The sequence below is a fragment of the Cryobacterium breve genome (assembly GCF_027594785.1).
GTDB classification, from domain to species: Bacteria; Actinomycetota; Actinomycetes; order Actinomycetales; family Microbacteriaceae; genus Cryobacterium; species Cryobacterium breve_A.
Map to the genome: position 1 here is coordinate 2,306,748 of NZ_CP075584.1, position 15,628 is coordinate 2,322,375.

A 15,628-nucleotide genomic window follows, 5' to 3' on the forward strand; every position below is an offset into this window, starting at 1 on the left:
CTATGACCGGCTGGCGGATTCGCGATTTCCACGCTGACGATCTCGACGGGATCCTCCGGCTCTGGCAGGAGATCACCGCGACGAACACGGAACCGGTCTATGGGCTGTCCGAGGTGCTCGCCTCCTGCCAGAAAGACCACGCCGTCGTCGCGATGCACGGCGACGAGGTCGTCGGGGCCGCCGTCGGCCGCGCGGCGCATGCCCAGGGTTGGATCGTGTTCCTCGCGACCGCACACGTCTGGCAGGGCCAGGGCATCGGCACGGCCATGCTCGCCGCGCTCGAGTCGAAGATGGCACCGCACGGCCTGACCAAGCTCTCCGCGCTGATGCCGGAAACCGAAAGCCGCGTCGACGCCTTTCTCAACCGCGGCTTCGTGGTCAAGAAGCAGTTGAGCTACTTCGAGCGCGAGATCCCGGTGCAGCGCGAGGGACTCAAGGCGCTTGGCGAGCTCGGCGGGCGGATTCTGCCGCGCGATCTCTGGGCTGCCGTCGGCGGCATGCGCGCCGAGAAGGAACTCCTCGAGCGCCGGCTCGTGATGCCCCTCGCCGAACCCGATCTCGCCGAACAGTACGGGGTCATCCCGCCCAAGGCCGTCGTGCTCTTCGGCCCTCCCGGGACGGGCAAGACCACCTTCGCCAAGGCGATCGCCTCACGGCTCGAGTGGCCGTTCGTCGAGGTGTTCCCTTCCCGGCTGGCCGGCGACCCGAAGGGTCTCGCCGGCGCCCTGCGGGAAACCTTCCTCAAGATCTCAGAACTCGAGCACGCCGTGGTTTTCATCGACGAGGTCGAGGAGATCGCGGCCCAGCGCGGCGGCGAACCGCCATCGCCGCTGCAGGGGGTGACTAATGAACTGCTCAAGATCATCCCGGCGTTCCGTGAGCGTCCGGGACGCCTCCTCGTCTGCGCGACCAACTTCATCCGCGCCCTCGATTCCGCACTGCTTCGGCACGGTCGGTTCGACTATGTCATCCCGATCGGGCTCCCGGATGCCGCTGCGCGTGCGGCCATCTGGGCCGGTTATGTGCCGGCGCCCGTCGCCGGCACGGTCGACTTCGCCGCGCTCGTCGAGGCGAGCGCGGGCTTCTCTCCCGCGGACATCGAGTATGCGGCCCGCCGGGCCTCGCAGGAGGCACTCGAACGGGCACTCTTCACCGCGGACAAGGTGCCAGCGGATGCGCCGAGCGGTCCCCGAACCGAGGACTACCTCGAGGCGATCCGCGCCACCCGCACCACGGTCTCGCCGCAGGTCGCAGCGGAGTTCCTCGAGGACATCGAGCGGCTCGCCCGCCTCTGACCGTGCGAGCAACGACAGCAGCCGACCCTCCTGCTTCTCGGTCGGCGCCTGCCGCAGAGCCCAGGAATGCTGGTGGCTCCCGGCCGTCAACGCCCCGCGTATCGCGAGCTTCGGCTGACGGCTGACGGCTGACGGCTGACGGCTGACGGCTGAGTCTCCGCCGGACGTTGACCCCGCCACCGGGCCGGCTCCACCTGACCTCAGTGAGTTCCGTCCTCATTCAGTCGGTGTCGCGGAGGATCGGGTTCTTGCTGGTGAGGAGGATGGGTTGCTGCTGGGGGTCGAGTCCGGGTGGCGGGGTGAGCCAGTATCGGCCGGTGTCGTCGCGGGTGATTCGCCAGTGTTCGTTGTGGAGTCTGAGGTGGTCGGCCCGACAGAGCAGGATGCCCTCGTCGAGGTTGGTCTGCCCGGTGTCGTCTTTCCAGTGGTGGATGTGGTGGGTCTCGGTCCAGGAGGGTGGTCGGTCGCAGCCGGGCCACACGCAGCCGCCGTCGCGAAGGGCGAGGGCGGCGCGTTGGGCGCGGCTGAAGGTGCGTTGTTCCCGGCCGAGGTCGACGCCGCTCCCGTGGTCGTCGAAGGTGACGTCGAGGAGACCGCTGTCGCACCGGTTTCGCTCAAGGTCTCGGCCGAGACCGTGACCGCAGTTCCCTCGATCACGCCCGGCTGGAGCGCGGGCGCGTCAGTCTCGCTACCCGCCCCGGCATCAACCGCGGGTTCGGCCGCGGCGTCGGGACTCGTCCCGGTCGGTGCAGTGCTCGTGGATTCGGCCCCGGTCGACGCGATCCCTGTGGCTGCGGTCTCGGACTGTGAGGCGCCGGCGGGTGCGGTCCCGGTCGGTCCGGCGGCGCTTGACGCTGGCCCGACGGGCGATGACCCGGTCGGGGCGGTGCCGGTCGGGGCGGTGCCGGTCGGGCGGATGGTGACCATGCGCACGGCGGGGCTGCGACCGCCGGCGATGCGCTTGGGGTCGGCCTTCACGCCGAGTTTGATCAGGGCGAGGAACGCGTCCGCAGTGAGTTGTTCGGTCGTGCGCGGGTCATCCTGCACCCGCTTCGCCCAGGCGGCCTGCTCCTTGTCGACGAACCTCACCCCGCCACGCCTTGGGCTCGTGATGGCGTCGTAGGTCTGCATCAGGTATTCGCCGTCTTCCGGGGCGAACAGGCCGACCATGCTCACCTGCCCCGTGTGGAGCCGGTAGAACCGCAATGACCGGTCGTCGTAGGCGGCTTTCTCGCGGGCGGCGATGCCGGCCTCATCGAGCACGTCCCGCACCCGGCGGGCCCGTTTGAACAACTGGTCCGCGTTCAGGGTCCGTGACTCCGCGAGGAGCCGGGCAAGGGCGGACGCGAGTTTCTCCGGGGTGATCGCCCGGTCCAGGTCACCGAGACCCTTACGGAGCGAGTCCGCCTTCTCCACGCTCAGCCAGCCCTCGGCGAGGGCCCGGCCGATCGGGGCGTGCCACGGCGGCACTGCTGCCGGCGGAACCGGCGGAAGGTGCGGGGCCGTCCCGTCGAGGGGCGGCGGTCCGTCGTTCCCGTCGAGGGGCGGAGTCTCGTCGAACAGCGTCTGCGCCTCGGCGGCTTCCCGGGCGGCCTTCTCGGCGGCGTCGGCCTCCGCGAGGAGGCGGCCGACCGCGAGCAGCTTGGCCGCGTCGCCCTTGCTCGACCCGGAGATGGCCTGCAGCAGGTCTTCCGGGGAGCGATAACCTTTCCGGGCCGCGAGGCCCTTCCCGCCGAGTTCAGGCCGCGACCGGCGGGCCAGGGTCGCCGCGGACCATGCCGCCTGAGTGTCGAGCGCCCGCCGGGCACCGGCGATCAACACCTGCCCCTCCAACACGGCCTCGTCGGTGAGTGCGTCCACAACGGCCGACGAGCCGCCAAGCCCGGTGACGACATCCGCCAGCGACCGCAACCCGGCGAGCACGCCGCCCTGCACCGGCTCACGGAACACCCGGTCGGCGTGCGGCTGATCGGGTGAAGCGGGCGACTCCGGGAGGGTGGTCATGCCCCCACGTTACGACCGACCACCGACACTCTCTGAGCAAGACTCAGGTCTGTGGAAACCCCTCCTGATCAGGCACCTGGTGAGGAGAATCCACAGGATCAGAAGCGTCCGTGACCCGCGGGAAGGGGTATGCCGCGTCAGGCCTGACGGGGAGACTCCGCCATGAACTCGGCGAGGGTCGCCTCGATCGTGGCGAACGACCACCGATAGGCAGCCTCCCCGTCGCGCACGGCGAGCGCGTGCGCGAGCTCGTGATGGCGATGTGCCGAGGGTGGCGTGTACGAGGTGATCGTGAACCGCTTCTCCTCTTCGCGGGTACGGAGCAGTGCCTCAACGGTGCTCGCGAAGTGACCCATCACGGCATTCCCGGAGCCGCGCAGGATCTGGGCGTGGAAGTCGACGTCGGCCTCGAGGAAGCCGCGACCGTCGCCGTCACGGTCGGCGACGACCATCGCGTCCGCGGCAGCCGAGACCGCCGCGAGTTGCTCGTCCGTCATGGCTTGCGCGCTCAGTCGGGCGGCGACGGGCTCGATCCCGAGGCGCATTTCGAGCATCTCGCGCATCTGGGTGAAGTATTCGGGTCCACGGCCGCGCCAGACGATGATCTGCGGATTCATCAGTTCCCAGGAGGTGCGGGGCAGCACCTGGGTTCCGACCCGCTGCCGCGGCTCGATCATTCCCAGCGACTGCAGCACGCGCATCGCCTCCCGCAGCACCGACCGGGAGACGGCAAAGGTCGCGCTGAGCTCGTCGAGGTTCAGAATGTCGCCGGGTGCGTAGCGCGCATCGACGATCGACTGGCCGACGGCATTGACCACCCGCGCGTGCAGGCCGCCCACGCGCAGGGAATCCGTGACGGTGCCGCTCTGCATCTGCACTTCTTTCCCTAGGCGAAGCCGTGGGGCCTCGAAGCCCCCACCGAGATCGTACCCACCCCGCAGGCACTGCCGCGATTCGGGGGTGGCGCCCTCGCACATCTTGTGCGACACTCAATTATCTGATTTATCAGACTATTGCTAATTTTTTGACGATGGGGTCGCAGGGACGCGGCCTCGGAATGGAATCTGAGATGAATCTCGCCCTTGCGGTTCAGACGGCCACCCAGTCGGCGGCCCAGTTGGTCGTGCACGCAGCCGACCCGATCAAGCCGGCCAGCAGCGACGCCCAGCTGATCATCGCGGCCGTCGTCGGCATCGCCGTCATCATCACCCTCATCACCTGGCTGCGCGTGCACCCGTTCCTCGCCCTCGCGATCGGCGCCGTCGGCGTCGGCGTCGGCGCGGGACTCGCCCCGAGCGCGGCCGTGACGAGCTTCAGCACCGGCTTCGGCGCGACGATGGCGAGCGTCGGCATCCTCGTCGGCTTCGGCGCCATGTTCGGAAAGCTGCTCGCCGACTCCGGCGGAGCCGACCGGATCGTCGACTCCCTCGTGAGCCGGTCGACGACCCGCACCCTGCCCTGGGTGATGGCGCTCATCGGCGGCCTGATCGGCCTGCCGATGTTCTTCGAGGTCGGCCTCGTGCTCCTGATCCCCGTGATCATCCTCGTCGCCCGCCGCAGCGGACTCTCCCTGATCCGGATCGCGATCCCGGCCCTCGCCGGCCTTTCGGTCATGCACGGCCTCGTGCCGCCGCACCCCGGACCCCTCGTCGCCGTGACGACTCTGGGCGCCAACCTCGGCCTGACCCTCGCGATCGGCGTGCTCATCGCCATCCCGACCGTCATCATCGCCGGCCCGGTCTTCAGCAAGTTCGCGGCCCGCTGGGTCGACGTGCCCGTACCCGCACTGTTCCTCACCACAGCCGACACCGGTGAAGTGACCCACACCAAGCGCCCGAGCTTCTTCGTGACCCTGTGCGGCATCCTGCTGCCCGTCGTGCTGATGCTCGCCCGCTCGATCGCCGATGCCCTCGCGCCGGGGTCGACCGCGCCGCTGAACGCCGCGCTCGACTTCCTCGGCACCCCCATGATCGCCCTCGGCCTCGCCGTGATCTACGCCATGATCTTCTTCGCCCGTGGCGGCGGCATGACCCGTGCGGCAGTCTCCACATCGCTCTCGAACTCCCTGCCCCCGATCGCCGGCATCCTGCTCATCGTCGGCGCGGGCGGCGGTTTCAAGCAGGTCCTGATCGACACCGGGATCGGAACCGTCATCGCGAACGCCGTCGCGGGCAGCAGCGTCTCGATCCTGCTCCTGGCCTGGTTCGTCGCCGCACTCATCCGCGTCGCGACGGGTTCGGCAACGGTCGCAACCGTGACAGCAGCCGGCATCCTCGCCCCGGTCGCCGCAACGCTCGGCGCGACGGATGTCTCGCTCATGGTTCTCGCCATCGGCGCCGGTTCGCTGTTCCTCTCGCACGTCAACGACGCGGGCTTCTGGCTCGTGAAGGAATACCTCGGCACCACCGTCGGGCAGACCCTGAAAACCTGGACCATCATGGAGTGCCTCATCTCCGTCACGGGCCTCGCCGGCGTACTCCTGCTGAATATCGTGATCTAGCATGACCGACACCGAACAGCTCTTCGAGAACCAGCAGCCCGTTCTCGTCATCATGGGCGTCTCCGGCTCCGGCAAGTCCACCGTCGCCGGCCTCCTCGCCGGCCAGCTCGGCTGGGACCTGGAGGAGGGTGACGACCTGCACCCGCAGGAGAACATCGACAAGATGTCGGCCGGGCATCCGCTCGACGACGACGACCGTGCACCCTGGCTCGAGACGATCTCCTCCTGGATCATCGAGCACACCATGGCCGGCGTGCCCGGGATCATCACGTGCTCCGCACTCAAGCGCAAGTACCGCGACGTGCTCCGCGAGCACAACGTGATCTTCGTGCACCTGACCCTGCCGACGGACCTGATCCTGCGCCGCCTCGCCACCCGGCAGGACCACTACATGCCGGTCTCGCTGCTCGACTCCCAGGTCGCGACCCTCGAGGCGCCCGGCGCCGACGAACGCGCCATCACGATCGACGCGGGACGTGCGCCCGCCGCGGAAGCCGCGGAGATCGTGCGACGCCTCGGCCTGACCCCGCGTCCCGGATCGTCGAGCCTCGGAGCTCCCGCCCCAGGACAGTCGTCCGTGCACCCGGTCGCCGCGGTGGCCCAGAAGGCCAGGCCCTAACGGGCTTGCGCCGAACGCGCGACGTCTCCACGCGAACGACCCCCGCTCAGCGGGGGTCGTTCGTGCGTGCGGGCCACGTTTGTCAGGTTATTCACCCCGGATTCCGGTACGGTATGCGTGTGTCGCTTCGGACGGAGCGATTCATCGCATCCGCTTCGACCGGATGCCGGCAGTGGGAGACGAGATGAGGCTGGCAGGCTTCTCCGCCTCGTTGCACCCGCACCCTGGTCTCCGCACCGCTGGTCTCCGTACTGGCAATCTCCGCACCGCGCTCCTCGCGGCCCTCGCCCTCATCGCTGTTCTCGCCTGCGTGCTCTTCGCCCATGCCGGCGCCGATGGCCAGGACGTGAACGTCCCAGCGGCGATCAGCCCGATGACGATGTCCGCTTCTACAACCGCGTCAGCTTCCACCGGCCCCGCCGGCATGGTCCTCTCCGGCACCGTCGCGCAAGCCGTGGCGCTTTCCGCCTCCGTCGCCGTGACCGCAACGGCCGCGGCCACCGGCATGGCCCGCACGATCGCGGCATCCGTCGGTCAGCGCGTGCTGTGCTTCGAGGGCAACTCCCTCGGCGGCGGCGCGATGGCCGCGATGTCCTGCTCTTTCCTCCTCGTCCTCGGCAGCCTCCTGCTGATCGCGGGCGGCCCGTCCGCCCTCGGACTCCTGTTCGCCGTCGGCGGTTTCGTGGTCGGCTCCTTCCGCACCATCGCGCTGCACCTGCACCGCCCGAGCCTCACGCTGCTTTCCGTCAGCCGCATTTAGGCCGAATCCCGCTCCCGCGCTTCTCCGGCCCTCCCGCCGAACGGATGCGCTCCCCTGCCGTTTTCACCGGCACCCGCGGATTTCGACCCTATGACCTGAATGGACTGCTGAACATGTGCACATCTTCCTGCCCGACGCTCCTGGACCGGATGGGGACGGCGTCGTGAAACGCGCCGGACTGTTCGGCCGGGGCGCGGCCCGTGAGGCGGCGGCTCCCGTCGACGCGACGAACCGCCTCGCAGACTTCGACTACCTCGAGCCCCGAGAGGTCTACCTCGACGCCGCCTGCCAGAGCTTGCGCCCGCAGCCGGTGATCGACGCCGTGAACGAGTACTACACGAGCTACAACGCCTGCGGCGGCCGGGTCAAGTACGCCTGGGGCAAGCGGGTCGACGAGGAGGTCGCTGCGACACGGGCCGCGGTCCTCGACCGGCTCGGCCTCTCCGCGCGCAGCCACGCGGTCTCGTTCACACTCAACACGACCTACGGAATCAACCTGCTGCTGCAGCAGCCTCCCCAGGGTCGCTTCGGCCGGGTCGTGACGAGCCACGCAGAACACAACTCGGTCTTCCTGCCCACGATGACCGCGGCCAAACGGCTCGGCCTGCCGAGGCTCGTGCTCGACCGTGCCCCCGATGGCGCCCTCGTCTACGACCCGGCGCAGGCTCGAACGCGCCGTCGTCGTCGTGAACGCCGCCTCGAACATCGACGGCAGCACCCTGGCGAACCTCGCGGACCTCGTCCGGGACGCCCACGCCCGCGGCGGCATCGTCATCCTCGACGCCGCCCAGGCCATGGCCCACGAGCACGCGCTGCTCCGGGGCACCGACGCTGACGCCATCTGCTTCTCGGCGCACAAGATGTACGGGGCCAGCCTCGGGGTCATCGTGACCCGGATCGATCTGCTGCGCTCCCTCGAGATCGGTTTCGTCGGCGGCGGCATGGTGACGGATGTCCGCGAAGACTCCTTCGACCTCGTCACGGATGACCCCGGCGCACTCCTCGAACCGGGCCTGCAGGCCTGGGGCGAGATCATCGCGCTCGGCCGCGCGCTCGACTGGCTCGGGCACGTCCGTCCAGGCGGCCTGGCACCGCGCGAACACATCGAGAGCCTCTCCGGCCGGCTGTTCGACGGTCTCAGCGCCATCCCCGGCCTCGTCGTGCTCAACCACGCCGCGAGCCCGGTGATCAGCGTCTACGCCCCGAAGCAGGATTCGCACCGGCTCGCGGTCTTCCTCTCCCAGCAGCAGATCATGGTGCGCAGCGGCCATTTCTGCGCCCACCACGAGCTCAAGGAACGGCTGGGGCTCCCCCGCTCCTGCGCTTCTCCCTCGGACTCCACTCCACTTCGGCGGACATCGACCGGGCGCACGACGCCCTCGCCCGCCTCCTGAAAGGCCTTTCCTAAGTGTTCTGCATCGCAGCATTCATCGTTCTCCTGTTCATGGCGGCCATCTCGGCCCGATATCGCAAGTACCTTGCGAAGGCGTGGAACTGTACGTTCCGGCGAATCACCTTCCGCCCCTGCGACACCACCTTCAAGCAGGACATGAAGGACCACATGCTCGCCCCGATCGCCGCGCGCAGGCCCGGCCTGGTCAAGCCGGCGAGCATCGGCCTCGAGGTCGTCGCGGTCCTGATCATCCTGACGACCATCTGGAGCGGGTACGAGGTCGTCAAGAGCGGCGTCAACCTCTACGTCTACGGAACCTGCAACAAGCAGGACTCGGCGTCCTGCAGCCTCGGCGCCGAGGCATGTTCCATTCCGGACCAGACTCCGGGCTTCGGCGATTCCCTCGCCGCGTGGGACGTTGTCGGCGCCTTCGGCAATGAGTTTGCGAGCCTCGGCGAGACCTTCTCCGCCATCCCGAGCCGGATGCAGAACTGGGATGCCACGGCGTACCTGCCCGCGGACGCGACCTACCTGAACCCCTATGACGCGAGCAAGAAGACCGCGCTCGAGGTCATCGACCCCGGCTGCACCTACTGCCTGCAGCTCTTCAACAACATCGAGAAGGCGGGCTTCGGCGAGAAGCAGAACCTCAGCTACATCTCATACCCGATCCAGTCGGCGACCGGCTACAAGTTCAAGAATTCCCTCCTCGTCACCGAGCAGGCTCGAGGCCCTGCGCCTCAACCCGCTCGAGGGCGCGACCACTCCGGTCGACTGGGCGATCCTGAAGCGCATCTACACAGAGAAGAACGACGCCGGCGTGTCCTGGCAGGTCTCGATCAACAGCATGGACTCCGCGGACGCGAGCGCGCTGCTGCAGGGCTGGGAGCTCGAATTCGGGCTCAGCCAGGCGCAGGTCGACCACGTGGACCAGGTAGCGGCATCCGACCAGGTCACGCAGATCATCGCAGCCAACAAGAAGACAGTCGAGGAGAGCATTCACACCGTGAAGATCCCGACGATCATCTTCGACGGCCGTCGCCACGACGGCCTCGTCTCGGTCGGCGACCTGGGCTAGCCCGTTCGTGCGCTGAGGTGTCGCATATCGACGTTAAATCGCATCGCGAACATCGATATGCGACACTTCACGGGTGTTGAGAGCGGATGCCGGGGTCAGGGCTTCCAGACCATCAGCACGACGACCGCGACGAGCATCAGGCTCGCGACACCGGAGCCGGCGGCGATCCGCGGGTAGCCGGCGGCCTTGGCGTTAATGCAGTCGAGTGGGCGGCGTGCGAGGACGGTTCCGTGGCGGACGATGACGACCCTGGCCATCCGTGATCGCACTGAATTCTGACCGCCGTACTGGCGATCCCAGAATGCAAGGTGGGGGGAGCTCAGATCGAATGAGCTCCCCACCTTTGCGTTCTTGGTCGTGCTCAGTCGTTGAGATGAAGGACTGCGTAGTCAGCTTCCGCGGCGGTGAACTTTCCGCCGAACTCGCTGGCCAGCTGATCCCGGATCGCGCTCGGCGACAAGGACATCTCTTGGTAGGTCTTTCCACTCGCTACGGCGTTGGCATTCCAGTCGGTCTGCACGTTGTCTATGGCGTACTGGCCGGCGGCCGCACTAAACTTGCCGCCGTACTCAGACGTGAGCTGGTCATAGACGCCAGCCTTGCTGAGGTGCATCTTGTTCGCGTAGGTGTCCGCCTGGTTAAGGGCCGATTTGTACTCTGCGGGGACTGCCGCGGCTGCCGCGGCTGCCGCGGCAGCGTCTGAGGCTGCTTTTGCAGCCGCGTCCGTAGCTGCCTTTGCGGCGGCATCTGACACCGCTTTTGCTGCTGCGTCCGTAGCCGCTTTTGCGGCCTTGTCCGCGGCTTGTGCCGCGGCAGCCGCCACATCAGCGTCCGAGGGCCCCGTCGGGCTCGCCGCCGCGGCGACAGGCGTCGCCGGGCTGACAGATGAAGCGTGCTGTACGGACCCAAGGAACGCGAACGTCATGAGTATGGAAGTCAAGGCTGCGACACTGCCAAGAATGAGACCGGTCAGGGCCTTTCCCTTTGCCTGATGCTTGCTGAGTGCCAGGGCACCGAGCACGACGGCGATCGCCCCAACAACAGCGCCGAGGAATGGGAGAAGCCCAATGAGGAATCCTACGATTCCAACAATGAGGGCGGCGACGGCCAGCCCACCCCCTGCGTTCGTGGGCAGCTGCTGCGGCGCTATTGACCCCGGGTTGTTGTATGGACTGGACATCGATTTCCCCTCAAGATGCGGCGCCATGCTGACGCCCGTCTAAAGGTCAGACACGCGGCAGCACCCCCCGGTTTATCGTCAGCCTAACGGGAAGAGACCATGCGTACGTGCGCATCCAAGTCAGATGCCGCCGACTGAGCCTCTTGCCCCTTCACCGTCTGTCGAACCAGCTTCCCGCCCACCGCACGCCTCACGAGTTCGATCGCCTCCCGTGCCACGCCTTTCGCGGTCAAGAGCCTGCTTCGGGCCACGTCCAGGCTCCTCTTTCAGGGTGATGTTCTCCTAGGCCGGAGTGATGGCGGCAGTCTCTGACTAGGTCCCGTACTGCCTGGCTTCTGTTGTTGACTGCAGCGCCGCCCACGACCGGAGGCTGTCGCTCCTGTGTCTTTTGGCGTCAGCTTGCGCTTTGAGAGCCAAGGCTGCGACGACTGCGTAGTGCTGCTGGGCGCTGCGTCTGACGATCAGCTCTGCCGCAGCCCACGGGACGTAGAGAAATTAGCGTCCGGTGAAAGCGCGCGGGTGGTTCAGACGGTGAGCTGGCACATCCACGAATTCACAGGTCGAAGAACGGTCCTTGATCAAACACGTCGACGAGTTGAGCCGTGAACTCTTACCGAGGTGGCCGCGCGCGGGAGGGTGCTTTTTCCGTAATTCAGACTGCGGATGCCGGGGTCAGGGCTTCCAGACCATCAGCACGACGACCGCGACGAGCATCAGGCTCGCGACACCGGAGCCGGCGGCGATCCGCGGGTAGCCGGCGGCCTTGGCGCCGGCTGCATCCGTCGCGAGGGACTCTGCGGCGGCCTTGAGCGCCGGCACGACGAGGAAGAGGTTGATCGCGAGCGCGATCACGTAGAGCACGAGCGAGAGCCACACCCAGGTCGATCCGAAGGTCCAGGCGTCGTCGGCCTCCTTGAGGCCGAGCGCCCCGAACCCGAAGAACGCCACCACGATCGAGAGCAGGGTGAAGATGTTCACCGACTTCGCGAGGGTCGCGACGGGACCCGCCTGCCCGGCCCGGATGGAGCGCATGGCGGTCATCGGGAGGATGGCCATCGGCCCGACGATGAAGACGGCGGCGACGATGTGCAGGATGTTGATCAGAATATGCATGCCTTCAGGCTAGAGCCGTTCGGGTCAGGCCGGGTGCACGACACCGGGGTGGTCTGCGGGCAGGCCGTGGCGCTTTCCGGCGTGCAGCATCCGCAGGTTCTTCGTCTGCCAGTCCTGCACGGCCTGGTGCTGCGGCTCGAGTGCGCGCAGGCTCGGCGCACGCCGTGACCTGACGCCCGCAGGAGCAGAGCCGCGGCGTCGTCCCGTCTGCGTGGTGCAGCGTGCCGAGGCGCCAGAGCACGGCCATCGCCCAGTCGATCTGGTGCTGGGCGAGCTCGGCCTTCCTCTCGGCGCGCTTGACGAGGTCGGTCTCGAGGATGCCGCGGAGTTCCGTGCCGGGCGCGTGCTCGAAGTCTCGGGCCGCGAGGCGGCGGAGGTCGTCGACCTGGCCGGTCAGCCGGGCGACGGCGGCGTCCTTCTCGGTGTCGCTCGCCTGCGCCTTCTCGGCGAAGCGCCGGTGCTTGTCCTGCTGCTCGGCGAACTGGCCGAGCCAGAGCTCGACGTGCTCCGCGTCGCGTCGCTCGGCCTTCTCCGCACCGAGGTGGTGCAGGCACAGTCCGCAGACCACCTGGTCGCTCGCCGAACCGAAGGTGAACGGCTGCAGGGACCGGCAGCAGAAGCACTGGGCGAGCACGGGCACGTACAGGGGATACGAGTGGGTCACGAGAGGATGTCCTTGGTCACGAATCGGCCGTAGGCGAGTGCCCCGAACACGAGGATGTAGCCGCCCTGCAGGAGCGCGTTTGCCCCGAACGACGTCCAGTCGATCGGCTGGCGCAGCAGGTCGGCGAAGTCGAGCCAGTAGTGGCTGAAGAGCCACGGATGCAGCCAGTCCAGTTGCGGGAGTGCGTCGAGCACCTGGGCGGTCACCGAGAGCACGATCGTCGCAGCCATCGCGCCGACGGGCACCTCGGTCAGGGTCGAGATGAACAGCCCGATCGCCGAAAGCCCGAGCAGGGACACCGTGACGTACGCCGCGATGAGCAGCGAGCGCAGCACGGACTCGCCGACCCCGATGGTGTCGCCGGAGAGCAGGGTGACCGGGCCGACCGGGAACAGGGCGGCGCCGATCAGGGCGCCGGAGACCGCGACGGTCAGGGTCGCTGCGACGCAGAAGGCCGCGGCTCCCGCGTACTTGACCAGCAGCAGGCGCACCCGCCCTGCCGGGGCGACGAGCAGGTAGCGCAGTGTGCCGAGGTTGGCCTCGCCCGCGACGGTGTCTCCGGCGACGACCCCGACGGTCAGCGGCAGGAACAGCGGAATCGACACGATCAGGGCGGTGATCGCGACGAAGAGGCCGTTCTGGGTGATCCGGTCGAGGAAGGCCGGGCCGCGTCCCGGCGTGACGGGGCTGCTGGTCAACCGGACGGCGATGGCGATGAGCACCGGGATCGCGGCGAGCGCCGCGAGCATCGCCCAGGTGCGGCGGCGACGGAAGAGCACGGTGAGTTCGGAGCCGAGGAGGGCGGCTGCGGATGCCCCGCGCGGCCTCGAGACGGCGGTAGCGGCGGGCCCGGTCTGGTCCGGCTCCCTCGGTGCGTGCCCGGTCGGGCCGGTCCCGGTCACGACCGGTTCCCTGGGATCACTGGGCGACATCGAAACCCTCCCCGGTGAGTGCCACGAAACGTTCTTCGAGGGTCGCAGCCGCGACGGTGAAGCCGCGCACGCGAACCCCGGCGGTGACGAGCGCCGCGACGATGACTTCCGGCTCCGGTGCGGCGCCGGTCAGTGCGGCGCTCAGGTGGCCGGGTGCTCCCGCGGCCGATACCACGGTCACGGGAGTGAGCCCCAGCCGTTCGAGAACCTGCCTGGCCGCCGCGGTGTCCGGAGTGTCGAGGCGCGCGTGCGCCTCGCCGGCGCCGCGCAGGCTCGTCGAGGGTGCCCTGGGCCACAAGGGTGCCGGCGCGCATCACCGCGACGTGGCTGCACATCTGCTCGACCTCGGCGAGCAGATGGCTGGACACGAACACGGTCGTGCCCTCAGCGGCGAGCGAGCGCACAAGACTGCGCACCTCGCGGGTGCCCTGGGGGTCGAGGCCGTTGGTGGGTTCGTCGAGCACGAGCAGGCTCGCGAGGCATCAGGAGCGCGTTGGCGATGCCGAGCCGCTGCTTCATACCGAGCGAGTATGCGTGCACCTTCTTGCCCGCCGCATGGGTCAGGCCCACGCGCTCGAGGGCCTGCTGCACCCGTGCGCCCCTGCTGGCCGACGGGGCGCCGGGGTCCGCGGTGTCGAGTCGCCGCAGGTTGGCGGTCCCGGAGAGGAACGGGTAGAACGCGGGGCCCTCGACAAGGGCGCCCACGCGCGGGAGCACCGCGCGCAGCGACCCGGGCATCGAGCGGCCGAGAAGGCTGATGTCTCCGCTCGTCGCGCTCGCGAGGCCGAGCAGCATCCGGATGGTCGTCGTCTTCCCAGACCCGTTGGGCCCGAGGAAGCCGAAAACGGAGCCGGTGGGCACGGCGAGGTCGATGCCGGCGACGGCGGCCTGGCGGCCGAACTGTTTGGTGAGACCGTGGGTTTCGATGGCCAGTTCGACGGATGCGATGGCGGGGCTCACCCTCCCACGGCGGCGGCCTGGAGCCGCTCACTCGGAACGGAGCCGGCGAAGACCCGCCCGTCGTCGGTGAGCAGCACGCTCACGAGGGCGGTCGAGATCACGCGCCCGCCGGAGACTGCGGTCGTGAGCTCGCCGAGCAGCGGCGAGGAGGACAGTTCGGCGGGCACGGAGCCGGCCGGGAGCTCCACGACGGCGTCCCAGCCGGTCCCGGAGATCGTTACGCCGGCGAAGAACTTCTCCGCATCGGCCTTCATGGTCGCGTGGTCGGCGGCATTCTTCTGGCCGAGGGCCGCGGCGTCCGGAAGGGCCTGCTCGGTCACGCTCGCACCGGCGGGCGGGGAGAACGTGAAGAGGGAGGCATCCGGTGCACCCAGGCTGAGCTCGGTGAAGGCGAGCCGGAACGCCGGCTTCTCCTGCCCACGGGCGGTGACCTCGACGGCGAGCGGCAGCCCGGTCTGGGAATCGACCGAGATCGATACGGTTCCGACGAGGGTCCCAGTTGTCTTCGGGGTGAGCACGAGGTCGTAGACGCTGCGCCCGGCGACGCTGCCGTCCGTGCCGACGGAGACCGTCGTGCTCGGACCGACGGCGGAGAGGAACTTCGCGGCGAGCTGCTCTGGCGTGGCCATGCCGCCCTTGCGGGCCGAGTCCTCGCCCGCGGCGTCCTTCGCCGGCAGGGTCACGTGCGCCGCGGAGTTGTCCTTCGAGTTGTAGAGCCAGACATCACTGCCGTTGCGGACGAGGTCGCGTTCGGCGAGGTTGTCGAGCACCTGCAGGCGGATGTTGTCCGGCCCGTTCAGGTAGACCCTCCCGGTGTGCGACCCGGTCAGGAGTTCGAGGGCGGAGGCGGCGCCGGTGTTCGCGCTCGCGCCCGGCCCGGTCGTCGGGAGCTCAGGCAGGCCGAGCTCCGAGGTCTGCTCGATGGTTCCGGAGAGCGCGTCGACGGTGCTCGTGCCGACGAGGGCGAGCACCTGCTCTGGCGTCTTGTCCGGAAGGTCGACGGCCGCCCCCGCCGTGAGGGGCACGGCGAGCGCGCCGACGGCGATGACGGCGGGGATGACGATGGCCGGAAGCCACTTCGTGAAGGTTCGGGGAGTCATGAGAACGACCCCAGAGTGTCGCGATTCATA

Annotated in this window: 15 protein-coding genes and 2 pseudogenes; 7 read left to right on the forward strand and 10 right to left on the reverse strand. The window is 68.6% G+C overall.

The window, feature by feature from the left end; genetic code table 11:
• Positions 1 to 2 precede the first annotated feature (2 nt).
• Entirely contained in the window at positions 3 to 1,295 is a 1,293-nt protein-coding gene (locus tag KIV56_RS11330) for an ATP-binding protein (protein ID WP_281533535.1), read from the forward strand.
• 220 nt (positions 1,296 to 1,515) lie between these two features.
• On the opposite strand, the gene KIV56_RS20425 is transcribed toward KIV56_RS11330, so the two are convergent.
• From KIV56_RS20425 to KIV56_RS11340, 3 genes and pseudogenes are all read right to left on the reverse strand, one after another.
• The gene (locus tag KIV56_RS20425; protein WP_432432637.1) at positions 1,516 to 1,776 is read right to left on the reverse strand and encodes an HNH endonuclease signature motif containing protein; all 261 of its coding nucleotides are present in this window, start codon (positions 1,774 to 1,776) and stop codon (positions 1,516 to 1,518) included.
• 398 nt (positions 1,777 to 2,174) lie between these two features.
• Positions 2,175 to 3,299, reverse strand: a pseudogene (locus KIV56_RS20430) (DUF222 domain-containing protein); the annotation flags it as partial.
• Between the two features lie 137 nt (positions 3,300 to 3,436).
• Positions 3,437 to 4,171 carry a FadR/GntR family transcriptional regulator gene (locus tag KIV56_RS11340; protein ID WP_281533537.1) on the reverse strand — a complete coding sequence of 245 codons (735 nt, stop codon included), beginning with the start codon at positions 4,169 to 4,171 and terminating at the stop codon, positions 3,437 to 3,439.
• A 197-nt stretch (positions 4,172 to 4,368) separates the two neighbouring features.
• On the opposite strand from KIV56_RS11340, the gene KIV56_RS11345 reads away from it, so the two are divergent.
• The 6 genes from KIV56_RS11345 (at position 4,369) to KIV56_RS11370 (ending at position 9,729) form a co-directional block, all read left to right on the forward strand.
• Positions 4,369 to 5,799 carry a GntP family permease gene (locus KIV56_RS11345; RefSeq protein ID WP_281533538.1) on the forward strand — a complete coding sequence of 477 codons (1,431 nt, stop codon included), beginning with the start codon at positions 4,369 to 4,371 and terminating at the stop codon, positions 5,797 to 5,799.
• 1 nt (position 5,800) lies between these two features.
• Positions 5,801 to 6,418, forward strand: a complete 618-nt coding sequence (locus KIV56_RS11350) for a gluconokinase (RefSeq protein WP_281533539.1) — start codon at positions 5,801 to 5,803, stop codon at positions 6,416 to 6,418.
• 184 nt (positions 6,419 to 6,602) lie between these two features.
• Complete coding sequence (locus KIV56_RS11355; RefSeq protein ID WP_281533540.1) at positions 6,603 to 7,178, forward strand: hypothetical protein; 576 nt, start codon at positions 6,603 to 6,605, stop codon at positions 7,176 to 7,178.
• Positions 7,179 to 7,293: 115 nt separating this feature from the next.
• Positions 7,294 to 8,013, forward strand: a complete 720-nt coding sequence (locus tag KIV56_RS11360) for an aminotransferase class V-fold PLP-dependent enzyme (RefSeq protein ID WP_281533541.1) — start codon at positions 7,294 to 7,296, stop codon at positions 8,011 to 8,013.
• Positions 7,898 to 8,572, forward strand: a complete 675-nt coding sequence (locus KIV56_RS11365; protein WP_281536135.1) for an aminotransferase class V-fold PLP-dependent enzyme — start codon at positions 7,898 to 7,900, stop codon at positions 8,570 to 8,572. The genes KIV56_RS11360 and KIV56_RS11365 overlap by 116 nt, the downstream gene beginning before the upstream one ends.
• A gap of 14 nt (positions 8,573 to 8,586) precedes the next feature.
• Positions 8,587 to 9,729, forward strand: coding sequence for a hypothetical protein (locus tag KIV56_RS11370; protein WP_281533542.1), 1,143 nt, complete (start codon positions 8,587 to 8,589; stop codon positions 9,727 to 9,729).
• Between the two features lie 15 nt (positions 9,730 to 9,744).
• Here KIV56_RS11370 and KIV56_RS11375 read toward each other — a convergent pair whose 3' ends face one another.
• The 7 genes and pseudogenes from KIV56_RS11375 to KIV56_RS11405 form a co-directional block, all read right to left on the reverse strand.
• Positions 9,745 to 9,906 carry a hypothetical protein gene (locus KIV56_RS11375; protein ID WP_281533543.1) on the reverse strand — a complete coding sequence of 54 codons (162 nt, stop codon included), beginning with the start codon at positions 9,904 to 9,906 and terminating at the stop codon, positions 9,745 to 9,747.
• Between the two features lie 104 nt (positions 9,907 to 10,010).
• A complete protein-coding gene (locus tag KIV56_RS11380) occupies positions 10,011 to 10,829 on the reverse strand; it encodes an Ltp family lipoprotein (protein WP_281533544.1) in 819 nt (272 codons plus the stop codon).
• 672 nt (positions 10,830 to 11,501) lie between these two features.
• Positions 11,502 to 11,942: a DUF2269 family protein gene (locus KIV56_RS11385; RefSeq protein ID WP_281533545.1), complete on the reverse strand. Its 441-nt coding sequence runs from the start codon at positions 11,940 to 11,942 to the stop codon at positions 11,502 to 11,504.
• 4 nt (positions 11,943 to 11,946) lie between these two features.
• A complete protein-coding gene (locus KIV56_RS11390) occupies positions 11,947 to 12,606 on the reverse strand; it encodes a hypothetical protein (RefSeq protein ID WP_281533546.1) in 660 nt (219 codons plus the stop codon).
• Positions 12,603 to 13,508, reverse strand: coding sequence for an ABC transporter permease (locus KIV56_RS11395; RefSeq protein ID WP_281533547.1), 906 nt, complete (start codon positions 13,506 to 13,508; stop codon positions 12,603 to 12,605). The genes KIV56_RS11390 and KIV56_RS11395 overlap by 4 nt, the downstream gene beginning before the upstream one ends.
• 16 nt (positions 13,509 to 13,524) lie before the next feature.
• A pseudogene (locus KIV56_RS11400) lies at positions 13,525 to 14,498 on the reverse strand (ABC transporter ATP-binding protein).
• Positions 14,495 to 15,598 carry a LolA family protein gene (locus tag KIV56_RS11405; protein ID WP_281533548.1) on the reverse strand — a complete coding sequence of 368 codons (1,104 nt, stop codon included), beginning with the start codon at positions 15,596 to 15,598 and terminating at the stop codon, positions 14,495 to 14,497. The pseudogene KIV56_RS11400 and the gene KIV56_RS11405 overlap by 4 nt, the downstream one beginning before the upstream one ends.
• Between the last annotated feature and the right edge of the window lie 30 nt (positions 15,599 to 15,628).